The sequence below is a fragment of the uncultured Litoreibacter sp. genome (assembly GCF_947487515.1).
In the GTDB taxonomy this organism is placed as follows: Bacteria; Pseudomonadota; Alphaproteobacteria; order Rhodobacterales; family Rhodobacteraceae; genus Litoreibacter.
Map to the genome: position 1 here is coordinate 558599 of NZ_CANKWO010000001.1, position 12173 is coordinate 570771.

General features: G+C 56.6%; 12 protein-coding genes. 2 read left to right on the plus strand and 10 right to left on the minus strand.

The genetic code is table 11. The annotated features are described in order from the left end of the window. The first annotated feature begins 95 nt into the window (after positions 1–95). On the plus strand, positions 96–656 hold the full coding sequence (locus Q0746_RS02690; protein WP_298256936.1) for a peptidoglycan-binding domain-containing protein: 561 nt from the start codon (positions 96–98) through the stop codon (positions 654–656). Positions 657–689: 33 nt separating this feature from the next. Then, entirely contained in the window at positions 690–1796 is a 1107-nt protein-coding gene (locus Q0746_RS02695) for an acetoin utilization protein AcuC (RefSeq protein WP_298256938.1), read from the plus strand. On the opposite strand, the gene Q0746_RS02700 is transcribed toward Q0746_RS02695, so the two are convergent. The 10 genes from Q0746_RS02700 to Q0746_RS02745 all read right to left on the minus strand — a co-directional run bounded on the left by Q0746_RS02700 (position 1793) and on the right by Q0746_RS02745 (position 11973). After that, positions 1793–2875 (minus strand): zinc ribbon domain-containing protein, encoded by a 1083-nt coding sequence (locus Q0746_RS02700; RefSeq protein ID WP_298256940.1) that lies wholly within the window; start codon positions 2873–2875, stop codon positions 1793–1795. The genes Q0746_RS02695 and Q0746_RS02700 overlap by 4 nt on opposite strands. Before the next feature lie 117 nt (positions 2876–2992). Next, the gene (locus Q0746_RS02705; RefSeq protein WP_298258029.1) at positions 2993–4339 is read right to left on the minus strand and encodes a DegQ family serine endoprotease; all 1347 of its coding nucleotides are present in this window, start codon (positions 4337–4339) and stop codon (positions 2993–2995) included. Between the two features lie 365 nt (positions 4340–4704). Continuing rightward, positions 4705–5607 (minus strand): acyl-CoA desaturase, encoded by a 903-nt coding sequence (locus tag Q0746_RS02710; RefSeq protein ID WP_298256942.1) that lies wholly within the window; start codon positions 5605–5607, stop codon positions 4705–4707. 11 nt (positions 5608–5618) lie between these two features. Then, complete coding sequence (locus tag Q0746_RS02715; protein WP_298256943.1) at positions 5619–6629, minus strand: SRPBCC family protein; 1011 nt, start codon at positions 6627–6629, stop codon at positions 5619–5621. A 58-nt stretch (positions 6630–6687) separates the two neighbouring features. Further along, positions 6688–6882, minus strand: coding sequence for a DUF2065 family protein (locus tag Q0746_RS02720; RefSeq protein ID WP_298256946.1), 195 nt, complete (start codon positions 6880–6882; stop codon positions 6688–6690). Then, positions 6882–7766 (minus strand): protease modulator HflC, encoded by an 885-nt coding sequence (locus Q0746_RS02725; protein ID WP_298256948.1) that lies wholly within the window; start codon positions 7764–7766, stop codon positions 6882–6884. Before Q0746_RS02725 ends, Q0746_RS02720 begins: the two co-directional genes overlap by 1 nt. Further along, on the minus strand, positions 7766–8926 hold the full coding sequence (gene hflK, locus Q0746_RS02730; RefSeq protein WP_298256950.1) for an FtsH protease activity modulator HflK: 1161 nt from the start codon (positions 8924–8926) through the stop codon (positions 7766–7768). The genes Q0746_RS02725 and hflK overlap by 1 nt, the downstream gene beginning before the upstream one ends. Before the next feature lie 72 nt (positions 8927–8998). Continuing rightward, a complete protein-coding gene (gene gorA / locus Q0746_RS02735) occupies positions 8999–10357 on the minus strand; it encodes a glutathione-disulfide reductase (protein ID WP_298256952.1) in 1359 nt (452 codons plus the stop codon). 15 nt (positions 10358–10372) lie between these two features. Then, complete coding sequence (gene rpiA / locus Q0746_RS02740; protein WP_298256954.1) at positions 10373–11161, minus strand: ribose-5-phosphate isomerase RpiA; 789 nt, start codon at positions 11159–11161, stop codon at positions 10373–10375. Positions 11162–11310: 149 nt separating this feature from the next. Beyond that, positions 11311–11973, minus strand: a complete 663-nt coding sequence (locus Q0746_RS02745; protein WP_298256956.1) for a thiamine diphosphokinase — start codon at positions 11971–11973, stop codon at positions 11311–11313. Positions 11974–12173: the final 200 nt, after the last annotated feature.

The window sequence follows — 12173 nt, forward strand, 5'->3', positions numbered from 1 at the left end:
TTTCAGCGCATCTGGCTCTCTTGGCGCAGGCGGTGCCATAAGCTAGTTTACCGGCAACGCGGCTCTAGACCGCATCACATAGGGTCCGAGCAGACATGTCCCAAATGATCAACAAACGCAGCCTCGCCGCTGCCGTGACGCTTGCCGTTTTGACGGGCTGTTCACCGGTGTCTGTTGGCCCCGACGTCACCAAGCTGATCACTCCGACCCATATTACAGCGGTGGATATGAAGCCTCCCTCTGAGCTGCCGGGCGTTTGCTGGGGGCATATTCCAGGGCCGCAGATCACCCAGATCGTGTCGGATATCGTCATCGCCACCCCTGCCCAATTCGGGCCGAACGGCGAGGAAATATCACCAGCAATTTACCGCGAAGTCACCCGTCCGCAAACGTTCAACGAAGGCGACGGCCGCTGGTTTACGCGCACATGCGACGCGGATATGACGCCCGAATTCGTGGCCACCTTGCAACGCGCTTTGGCGGCCCGCGGTCTCTACCGTGGGGACATCAACGGCCTGATGGATCAGCGCACTCTGCGCGCGGTTCAGGAGTTCCAAACACCGCAAGGCCTAGATAGCGCAGTGCTGAGCCAAAGCGCCGCCCAGCAACTGGGGTTGATCGCGGTTGAGGTCGAACGCGACACCTCCGAAGGGTAACCCTTTGCCCGGAGCGCGCAGGAAAGGACCATTGTGGCCAACACCCCGATCCTCCTAGGAAACTCCATCTACGAGCGCACTGGCAAGGGGACACGCCATCCTTTGGCTTGGCCCAAAACTGCCCCGACCTTGGCGCTTATCCGGCGCCTGCCGTGGTATGATCCGGCCCAATATGTGGAAAGCCCCCAAACCAGCTCACGCCGGATAAAGGCCTTTCATGACCCGAACTATGTTGACGCCGCCTTTGACGCCGAGACGCAACAAATGGTCCCCGATGCTATTCGCTTGAAGTTCGGGCTGGGCAGCAGCGACAACCCTATTTTTCCCAGCGTTATCCATCGCGCCTCGGCGGCCTGTGGTGCAGCACTCAAAGCCGCAGCGCTGTTGCGCGATGGCGGCGTCGTCCACAGCCCGCTGGGTGGCGCGCATCATTCGCAGCCCGCCCGCGCCAGTGGTTTTGGCTACTTCAACGACCTTGTGCTTGGGATAATGGCCCTCACTGAAACCTCCTCAAAACGCGTCGCCTACATCGATCTGGATGCGCATCACGGCAATGCCGTCGAGGACGCCTTTGCCTTCAACCCGAACGTCATGACCGTCTCGGTTCATCAACAGAACTGCTGGCCCCATAGCGGCATTGAGAGCGACCCGAAGTTCAATGTCTATAACCTTCCCGTGCCCGCAGGGTTCAACGATAGCGAAATGGCGCATGTGGTTCAGGAGGGCTTGCTGCCCTTGCTGGACCGCTTTGCCCCAGACGCCATCGTGATCCAAGCCGGAGCAGATGCACTTGAGGCCGACACGATGATGGACCTCGCTTTGTCAAATTTGGCCTATTTCGACACCATCAAGCAGTTGCGCAACCGCGCCCCGCGCATCTGGGTGACAGGTGGCGGGGGGTATAACCCTTGGGCGGTTGTGCGATGCTGGACGGGCATTTGGTGCGTCTTGAACGATCGCGATCCTGACACGTCAATCCCGCGAGACGTCGAAGACGACATCACCGCACATATTCAGGCTTGGCCAACGGTAACAGCCCCTCAAGACAACTGGCTGTCGACCCTGCAAGACGCGCCCCGTCCGGGTGAAGTTCGCCAAACGGTGGTTGATACGGTTGCCCGCTGTGTGGCAACTAACTAAGCCTGCGCGTCGTTCGAGCTGCCTTTGGAGGGATCACCGCAGGTGCCGCAAAAGTTGTAAAACGAGTTCTCGCGCGTGCCGCAGTTGGTACATTTGCTAAACAGGCAAAACCCGCAATGGACGCAATAGTCGACGTCAGCCATCGGTGGCTTCTCCGACTTTCTTACGGCCTTGGTGACAAACCGGCGGTCGCAGCTGGGGCAGACCCCGTCCGAAATCTTTTTCACCGCCGTTTCATATTCGATCAGCTTGCGTTTTTCGGTCTCGGGCTTTTGCTCTTCGGTCTTCTTGTTGCTTTGATAACGCATCATCGCCTTGATCGAAAAATGCGCAAACAACAAGGCCATGGCAATGCCGACGATGTATCTGACATAGCCGCCATAAGAGGGCAGATAGGGCACCAATTCGACGAAGAACGCAAAGAGAGAGAACAAAATGAAGCTTCGATAGATCGGCCAATAATGCGAGCTACGCTTCTTGGCGATCATCCACGCGGATATCAAAAGCAACGGCAAAGTCAGCGCGAGCCGAAGCATGAAAACCTTCAACACTTCGAATTTGCGGGCTTTTTCATATATAGGCCGCGCGGCATCTATGACCTGGCGCCTGTCTTGGCGAAGAGCCGCCAAGGTGCGGCGCGGCTCTACGCCTTTTTGCTCTAAGCGTTCGATGTCGCGCTCGGCTTTGCGTTCCTCAAGTTTCAGCGCCTCGATCTCATGGCTGCGCTTGATGACTTCAGAGTTCTGATCATCCGCTTCCGTGGCAGTTCGCGTCGCAATCCAGCTTCGAAAATTGATCAACTGGGTGTTGTAGTCCAAAGACCGTGACTTTAGTCGAACACGCGCATCTTCAATGTCGTTCTTATTGACGAGCAACGTGGCCTCGAGGGTGTCGATCCGCGCGTCGATGGCCTCTAGTTTGACGTTATCGACAAAGTCGCTCTGCGATATTCGCTTTCCGGCAGTCGGGACGTCGGACATGATCAGCCCGCCCAATTGTATCAGCAGCCCTGCGATCACAATAGACAACAACCACATGGCTAAGCTGAACCAAAACATCGGACGTCGGACGGCCTTCATTTGCATTTCCAATACATTTTTTCAATGTCGCCACAGCTAGCAAACCTTGCCCCTTTCAGGCAAACAAAAAAGGGCGCTCAAACAAAGCGCCCTTTCCTTAAACTATTGAAGCAATGATTATTCTTCGAGGCTAAGCGCCACAAAGCGGGGGTCACCTTCGCGGCGGATCAGCATCAAGAAAGACTTTCGCCCTGCGTCCTTTGCCTCCGCAATGCGAGCCTCCAGATCATCCACAGACGCGATCTTTTTCTGACCAGCTTCCACGATCAAGTCACCGGCGCGCAGGCCTTTTTCAAAGGCGTCACTGTCTTCCGAGACATCTTTGACCACCAATCCGTCAAGCCCAGCATCCAGCCCCAATTGCTCACGCAACTCGTCGGTCAGGACCGCAACGGTCATGCCCATGATCTTGCTTTCCTCAACCTCGGCCTTGTCCAATACAACTGGAACAGCGGTGGCTTCGGCTTCTTCACGGCGACCCAAGGTCACTTTCAACGTCTCGGATTTACCCTCACGGATAACCACGACGCGGACCGCTTTCCCCACTTGGGTGTTTCCGACCAAGCGCACAAGTTCACGTGTATCTTTCACGTCATTGCCGTCAAAAACGGTGATCACATCGCCCGCCTTAATGCCGGAATCCTTACCAGGACCATCAGGAACATCTGTCACCAGCGCGCCTTTGGCATCCGCCAGTTCAAGCGCCTCGGCCACATCTTCGGTTACGTCTTGGATGCGTACACCCAACCAACCGCGACGGGTTTCGCCAAATTCCTTCAATTGATCCACAACTTTGGTCACCACGTTGGACGCCATGGAAAAGCCAATCCCGATCGAGCCACCTGAGGGCGACAAAATGGCCGTGTTCACCCCAATCACATCGCCAGAAACGTTGAACAAAGGCCCGCCGGAGTTTCCGCGGTTGATCGCAGCATCCGTCTGGATGAAGTCATCATAGGTGCCCGACAAGGCGCGGCCACGTTGCGACACAATACCCGCAGACACGGAAAACCCCTGCCCCAACGGGTTGCCAACCGCCACGACCCAATCGCCTACCCGCGCGGCGTCACTGTCGCCAAAGGACACAAATGGCAGCGGCTTGTCGCTTTCGACTTTCAGCAATGCAATGTCGGTCTTCGGGTCGGTGCCGATCAGTTTGGCATCCAGCTTTTCACCCGAGAAGAACTCGATCTCAATTTCATCTGCCTTATCAATCACGTGGTTATTCGTGACGATATAGCCGTCCTCAGAGATCACAAAACCCGACCCCAAGGCGGAAGACCGGCGCGAGCGCTGCCCCTCTTGCTGGCGATCAAGGAAATCCTTGAAGAAGTCTTCCAAAGGCGACCCTTCGGGTACAATAGGGCGCGGTCCTTGATCAACATCCGCCACCGTTGTGGATGTGGTGATGTTAACAACCGCAGGACTTACTTGATCCGCCAGATCCGCAAAGCTTTCGGGCATCTTGGCGTTGGCCGCGACGGCATGTGCCAAAACAAGTACAAAGCCCAAAACCAAAGCCGAGAGTGCCCTGAACGGGCCAGTCTGACTGTCTGTCCTTGTGAGAATATCTACTTTCACGTTTTCGCTCCTTTGCGAACTCTGCCTATGCTTGGCGGCGGTCTTGCCTAAAGTCACGCCGCGCTCTGCACATAATCTGTGCGTCCATGCAGGCGTTATCAACCACCCGTAATGTCGCAATGCTTCAACTCACTGTGAGAGTTGTGTCAGTCTAGCACAAGCAGGCTTCCCGACAAACGCAAGGCAGGTCGGCGAATTCACGCTGTAATGCGTTACAAAACTTAACACCACGTTACCTTTGCAAGGGCCTAGCTGCGCTGCAGCCCCTCGCGTGCAGGCATTGATGCCGGCAGTTTGACATTTGCCGCCAACCCAACCCGCGACAGGCCACGGATCAGCTGGTATCCGGGGTCGAGCTGCCCTCTCTCCACCCCCAAAAGTGCTGAGTGCGGAAAGGCGTGATGATTGCCATGCCAATTTTCCCCAAATGTAATCAGCCCCAACCACGGCAGGTTGTATCCTTGAACCGGAAGCCCCTCGATCCGCCATGCTTGATGCCCGCCGCGATGGGCGAAATGCCCAACCATCCAATGCCCAAACAACGACACAAAAACCCGCAAACAGACGCCCCAAAGAACCCACGCCCAACCACCAAATGCGAAGAGCACCAAGGCCAAAGGGATTTGTTGCGCCATCCATGTGCGCTCTAAGAAACGGTAAAACCGGTCTTGTGCCACGGCCTCTTCAATCAATAATGTCGGGGGCGAACTCAAGTCATAGACACAGCACATCTGCCACCACGCATCGCGCCAGAACCCCGCATCATGGGACGGATGCGGCGGGCATTTTGTTTGGCGCTGGTGCCAGTCTCGCATGTCATGGGCGCGGATCATCCCGAAGGGGCCAGCCATCCCCACCAACACCCCCAACCAGACCAGCGCATATTCAACGGCGCGCGGGGTTTCGAAACTGCGATGTATGAGCAACCTGTGCATGCCCACGGAATGCCCTGCGCAGATCGTCACGGCACAAAGCACCAAAAAGACGAGAAAGGCATCAAGCTGCGCAAACAAAACGATCCCCGCCAGACCCGCCACCGCATTTCCCAACACCCACACCACTTTCACACGATCAGCACGGACAACCCCATCCACCGCAGATGTACTGCGGTCAGGGATCACCCGTTCTGTCGCGATCCATCGGGACTGCATGTTCCCCTCTCCTAGCTTTCTGCGCGGGCCATAACATCACGCGCCAACACATCCATCGCCAGATAGGCCGCGCCTTTGGTCACCGGTGTGAAGAACCAAGACGGCGCAAGAAGGCGATCATATTCCAAGCTGACGGATACTCTTGTGCCGTGGGGTTCTGCCTGAACGTGGTAGGTCAGATGCCGGTGTTTTAGCCAAGTTGCAAACGGGCTGCTGTCGGAGAGCACCTTGAAGACCACCGCGTCCTCCGAGCGCTCGACCACTTGCAAGGTCAAATACCCCTGCCCTTCGCGCCCTTCGAATTTCACCTTGCGCATCGCCCCTAGGGCCACGCCCTCGTCGATCACGACCTCTACCGGCTGCGGAAAAACACGAAGGACTTCCGGAAGGGGAAAACTTGGCTGAGTGGCCTGCTCCAAGGTGGCCCAAACCTGCGCTGGAGAGGCTGCAACGAGATGCGACGCCTCGCTGCGGTTGGTTTGCGAAAAGGAATAGGCATGTGGCAGCCCCTCTAGGCTGCAAACACAGAGGACCCCAAAGGCGACAGCCAAGCTGCCAAAGTCAAAGAACCGGCTCTTGGGGTCGCTGTCCCCGCCTTGCCGAAACAAGTCAAGAAGAGCCGCCCCACCTTTGAACAATATGAATCCGATGGCCGCAAGAATGGCGACAACTGCCACGATCATCGCAACGCAAAACACGACGATCAGCAATGCGCTGGCGGCCCTGGAATCTGACGCCACGGCAGGCTGCGGCGCAATCACACTGCCCACCCCAAGCACACAGGCCATCGCAAAAGACGATTGCAGCGTGCGCCGGAACACAATCACACTAAACCCTTGAGGCAGCCCATTGCGTACCGCAACCCAGCAAAGGTGAACGACCATGATGACCAATAGCGGGGCAACGAATTGCAGGCCGGTCTTCACATAGGCCGATTGCGACACAAGCCACGCGTAATACAAGGAACAGGCCGCTGCCGTAGAATGGGCCCAAAACACAGAGCGAAAAGCCATCTTAATCATAGGTGTCTCTAATCAATTCAGAACACAACTATGCGGCACAAACCCTGTGTTTCCAAGTCTAGAAAGCGCCCTTTGCGATCCAGACGAAGAAGACCCCAAGCGCCACGGCCGCAAGCCCCATCCCGCGACGGGTCTCGGGTGGTATATCTGCCAAAGCCTTCACAATGTCCTCCATACGCGAAGGGGCCAGTGCAAGCACCAGCCCCTCAACGACAAGCACAAGCCCTAAGGCCAATGCGATATGGATAAGCATCAGTTGGCAGCCGCGCCTGCGTCCGACTTCAGGTAGTCAAAGAACGGGCTGTCAGGGTTGATCACCAGCGTTGAGTTGCTCCCCTTGATCGAGTTCTCGTAAGCATCCAGCGAGCGGCGGAACTCGAAGAACTCCGCATCCGCACCATAGGCCTTGGCAAAGATCGCATTGCGAAGCGCATCGGCTTCACCACGGGTGATATCCGCAGTTTTCTGCGCCTCTGACACCAGCTCTACCACCGTACGGTCAGCTTGGGCACGCACACGCAACGCGGCTTCCTCACCACGCGCAATCTCGTCGGCGGCTTCACGTTCACGCTCTGCACGCATCCGGTTGAAAGTCGCGTCTAGGTTTTGCTCTGGCAGGTTGGTTTGCTTCAAACGCACATCGACAACTTCCAGCCCCAAGGAGCGCGCCTTGGCGCGGGCTTGACTGGTGATCCGTGTCATCAAGGACGCGCGATCAGCCGACAAAATGGTGTTCGAAGTCACGCCGTCGGAGCCCAGAACACTCCGGATAACGGGGTTCAGGATTTTCTCCAGCAGTGCGTCACCGGCACGTAAACCCCCAACACCAACAGCTTGGCGGAATTGCTCCACGTCTGAAATGCGGTAGCGGGCGAAAGCATCCACCACCAAACGACGGTCATCCGATGGGGTGACCTCGATGGCTTGGGTGTCCAGCGCCAAGATGCGGTCGTCATAGGTGACAACTTCTTGCAGCAAAGGCACTTTGAAGTAGAGGCCTGGTTCTTCCTTGACCGATTTGATCTGGCCGAACTGGAGCACTAACGCTTTCTCGCGCTCGTCGACGATAAACACCGAGGACAGGATCACGAATACCGCGCCAAACAGCGCGATTAGGGATATGGTTCCTTTGGTCATCAGTTGGACCCTCCGGTGGTCGTGCGACGCAACTCATTGAGCGGCAGATATGGGACAACGCCCTGCCCGCCTTCGGAAGAGCTGTCGAGAATGATTTTATCAGTGGAGCCGTAAACCCGTTCAACGGTCTCCAGCCACAAGCGTTTGCGCGTCACTTCTGGTGCTTTCGCATATTCTTCCAAAACGGCTGTGAAGCGTGCGGCTTCACCTTCGGCTTGGTTGACCTGCTGGGCGCGGTAGGCTTCGGCTTGCTCCAGAAGCTGGGCAGCTTCACCACGGGCACCCGCCAAAACTCGGTTGGCATAGGTGTCAGCTTGGCGCTGTAGGGTGTCGCGCTTTTGCTCGGCGGCTTGCACTTCGCGGAAGCTGTCGATGACTTCGCGCGGCGGGTCGGCCTTATCAAGGTTAAGACGCACGATATTCACACCGGAATCATATTGGTCCATCGTCGTTTGAATCAACTCAAGGGTGGTATCGGCAATTGCCTGACGGTCACGGTTCAAGATTGGTGCCAGTTCAGAGCGCGCAATGACCTCACGCATCGCCGATTCAGACACGGCGCGAATGGTTTCGCGTGGCTCGGCAAGGTTGAATTGAAACTTCGCTAAGTCGTTGATGTTCCAAACAACTTGGAAGTCTACATCGACGATGTTTTCATCCGTGGTCAGCATCAAGCCGCTTTCGCCGCGCCCCCCCAAACCGATGTCTTCGGTTTGCTCGCGGGTCACAGGTTGCACTTCCGCGGTGACCAGCGGCCAAGGCGCAAAGTTCAAACCGGATTCGCCGGTTGCGGAATATTCACCCAAGAACAGTTCAACCGACTGCTCTTCGGGCTTCACCGTGTAGAACGACTTGAACAGCCAAAGCGCCACAGCGCCCATGGCAATCAGTCCGAATGTGCCCTTAGTGAACCCAAGACCGCCAGATCCGGAGCCACCGCCACCAGTGCCATTGTTGGAGCCACCACCGCGACCGCCCATCAGGACGCGCAATTGCTCTTGGCCTTTTTTCATCAGCTCGTCGATCTCGGGGATCTCGCCACCGCTTGGCTTGCGGCCACCGCCACCGCCGTTGTTGTTCGAGCCGTTAGACCCGCCTCGATCGTCTCCTCCGCCGCGGTTTCCACCGCCGCCCCAAGGTCCGCCATTGTTACCGGCCATGCAGCATTATCCTCTTATCAATTCGTCTACGTTCTATAGCTTGGTCTTAAGTGGGTCCTTAAGGCCCCGAAATCAAGCGCTTCTTACAGGGGTCTTCATTGTAACCAGCTCTTCCGACATGGTCGGGTGCACGGCGCAAACCTGATCAAACTGCGCTTTGGTTGCCTTCATCTTCACCGCAATGCCAGCCAGTTGGATCATCTCACCTGCCGCAGGTGCCACAATATGGCAGCCCAACACCACGTCCGTGTCCTTGCAAACCACCAATTTCATCAACACGCGATCTTCACGACCAATGAAGCTTTGCTGCATTGGCTTAAACGAAGTCGAATAGATGTCGACAGGGCCAGCTTCTCGGGCCTCTTCCTCGGACATGCCCACGGTTCCCAACTCGGGCTGCGTGAACACGGCTGACGGGATAAGTTCGTGGTCAACCGGCGTTGGGTTGCCATTGAACACTGTCTCGACGAAAGCCATGCCTTCGCGGATCGCAACAGGTGTCAGGTTCACGCGGTTGGTCACATCACCAATCGCATAGATGGAAGCTTGGCCGGTCTGGCTGTAGTCATCGACGATGATCTCGCCACGACGGCCAACTTCTACGTCAACGTTCTCCAAGCCCAAGCCTTCGGTGTTTGGGGCCCGTCCGGTGGCATATAGCACGGCCTCGAACTCGGATGTATCGCCGTGGGTATCGGTGACCGAAACGCCGGCTTTGGCCTTTTGCATGTCGGCAATGTTGGTGCCGGTTTTGATGGTGATTCCACGTGCAGACATCATATCAGCAACCAACCCGCGCGCCTCGTCGTCAAAGCCGCGCAGAACTTGCGCGCCACGGTAGAACAAGGTCACCTCTACGCCCAGACCATGCATGATGCAGGCAAATTCGCAGGCAATAAAGCCACCGCCCACGATCAATATCGATTTCGGCAGTTTGTCCATGTGGAAGATGTCGTCGGACACCATGGCAAGATCGGTGTCGAAGTCCTCGGTGGGGCGCACCGGACGCCCGCCGGTCGCCACCAATATGTGTTTGGCAGTTTTGCGGGTGCCATCGGCCAGCGCCACAGTATGCGCATCTGCAATCGTGGCGCGCGAGGCGAATGTCTCCACGCCGGAATTTGTCAGCAACTTTTGATAAACGCCTTCAAGGCGGTCCAATTCGCCGTTTAAACGTGGCGAGAACTTGGACCAGTCGAATTCTCCCATGGAGACATCCCAGCCATAGTCAACCGCCTCGCCCATCGCTTCACGGTAGCCCGAGGCAAATACCATCAGCTTTTTGGGCACGCAGCCACGGATCACGCAGGTGCCCCCCAACCGGCTTTCTTCCGCCAAGCCGACCTTGGCCCCGCCTGCGGCGGCGACGCGCGCGGCCCGCACACCGCCAGAGCCGCCACCAATAACGAATAGGTCAAAGTCGAATTCCATGCGTTCTGTCCTTACTTAATCTGCGATGTCGACAAACAGGTTGTCCGTTTCTTGCACGTCGATTTTCTCGTGCTCGACGGTGCCATTGTTAATGTCGCGGACTTCCACAGACCCGTCGCCATTGCCAATCACAACTACGTCACAGATATCAATGAACAACCCGTTTTCAACCACGCCGGGAATTTGGTTCAGCACCAAAGACAGCTGGCGCGGATTCCCGATCCGACGCAGGTGCAGATCTAGGATAAAGTTGCCCTCATCGGTGACAAATGGCGTGGTGCCATTCATGCGGAGCGAGGTGCTGCGCCCCAATACATCCAGATTCACCAATGTTTCTTCAATCAACGCCTTGGTCGTCTGCCAGCCAAAGGGGATCACCTCTACAGGCATCGCGAAGGCGCCAAGGGTTTCGACCTGCTTTGACAGATCTGCGATCACGATCATCTGGTCAGAGGCCGTGGCGACGATCTTCTCGATCAGCAAGGCCCCGCCCCCGCCCTTTATCAGGTTCAGGTTATGGTCATATTCATCCGCGCCATCGATGGTCAGGTCCAGCCATTTGGCCTCGTCCAGCGTCACAATAGGGACGCCGACCTGTTGCGCCAACTCCGCCGTGCGCTTGGATGTGGCCACTCCGGTGACCTTCAATCCGTCGTTGCGCACCAATTCGCCCAAGCATTTCACCATCCATGCCGCAGTAGAGCCCGTGCCAAGCCCAACCTTCATACCGTCTTCCACATAATCGACCGCGCGTTTCGCCGCGACGAACTTGGCTTTATCAATGGGGGAAAGCGTGCCTGACATAGATGCATCCTCATATGGTGTCCGCAGTGCTTATACGCGCTATACGCGCGATGGGCGAGGCATAAAGCCGTGAAAATTGCCCATGAACGGGCGCAATATACCTGCAGCTGGTCGCACCCCTGTCGCAAGACAGTTTCACCCAGTGGTTTTCAGTCCTTTGGCACCAAGGCTTGCAACACGTCGTCAATATGCTCGACCGGCAAAAGAACCAACATTAACCGTGAGTTAAAGGACAAACGCACAGGGCCGGTGACTTCGTTGGACGTCCCCCCCCTTGTCCATGGGGCCATGGCAAGCCCCGCGATCGGATACTTCAAGCCCTCACTGCGTCCCGTGACCTCCCCCATCGGAAAAAGCGAGAAGCGGGTGCCGTGCGGAAGGTCAATCGAGAAGGAAGACGGCGCCAGAAAGCACAAGTCTTCTTCCCCCATAAGAATGCAGCGCTGCTCTGGGTGGCGCACCAAGGCCGTGCAGGCTGCCAATTCGTGGTCCAGCCGCCCCCCCGTGAAGCCATGCGCCAAAATTGCAGGGGCCGCGACTGACCTGAGACATTTCTCAAAGTCGGTGCTGTCTTGCTCTGCTATGGGGTAGACTGTGGTCGCATCCAATTTGGCGCGCGTATCCGGACTGAGGCTGTCCATGTCGCCGATTACAGCCTCGGGTTTCAGGTTATTCGCCACCGCCAGCTCGGCTCCACCATCGGCGCAAACTAGAATCGGTGCCACCTTAAGCGACTGAATTACATGTCTAAAATGTGTCGGAGCCCCACCCAAAAGTGTCATAAATAAGGGGGTGTGTACAATTTCTGCCATAGTGCGTGTATTAATGGACACACTGGAAACAAACGGCAAGTTTTCTACGCATAAAACGTCAAAACCAGACGGATTTCGTTTTCGTTTGCGAAATTCAGAGTGCTAGCTTTACGCAGTGGTGGGAGAAAGTGAGTATACCGTGGTTGGTGATAGTAAGATTTTAACAGTCTCATATGGGACATTTTCATGTACTCTGGAGG

Bases quoted from the DNA above. Each gene is read 5' to 3' on its own strand.
- Q0746_RS02690 (WP_298256936.1), top strand. From the start codon at position 96: ATGTCCCAAATGATCAACAAACGCAGCCTCGCCGCTGCCGTGACGCTT.
- Q0746_RS02700 (WP_298256940.1), bottom strand. From the start codon at position 2,875: ATGAAGGCCGTCCGACGTCCGATGTTTTGGTTCAGCTTAGCCATGTGG.
- Q0746_RS02705 (WP_298258029.1), bottom strand. From the start codon at position 4,339: ATGCCCGAAAGCTTTGCGGATCTGGCGGATCAAGTAAGTCCTGCGGTT.
- Q0746_RS02710 (WP_298256942.1), bottom strand. From the start codon at position 5,607: ATGCAGTCCCGATGGATCGCGACAGAACGGGTGATCCCTGACCGCAGT.
- Q0746_RS02715 (WP_298256943.1), bottom strand. From the start codon at position 6,629: ATGATTAAGATGGCTTTTCGCTCTGTGTTTTGGGCCCATTCTACGGCA.
- Q0746_RS02720 (WP_298256946.1), bottom strand. From the start codon at position 6,882: ATGCTTATCCATATCGCATTGGCCTTAGGGCTTGTGCTTGTCGTTGAG.
- Q0746_RS02725 (WP_298256948.1), bottom strand. From the start codon at position 7,766: ATGACCAAAGGAACCATATCCCTAATCGCGCTGTTTGGCGCGGTATTC.
- hflK (WP_298256950.1), bottom strand. From the start codon at position 8,926: ATGGCCGGTAACAATGGCGGACCTTGGGGCGGCGGTGGAAACCGCGGC.
- gorA (WP_298256952.1), bottom strand. From the start codon at position 10,357: ATGGAATTCGACTTTGACCTATTCGTTATTGGTGGCGGCTCTGGCGGT.
- rpiA (WP_298256954.1), bottom strand. From the start codon at position 11,161: ATGTCAGGCACGCTTTCCCCCATTGATAAAGCCAAGTTCGTCGCGGCG.
- Q0746_RS02745 (WP_298256956.1), bottom strand. From the start codon at position 11,973: ATGGCAGAAATTGTACACACCCCCTTATTTATGACACTTTTGGGTGGG.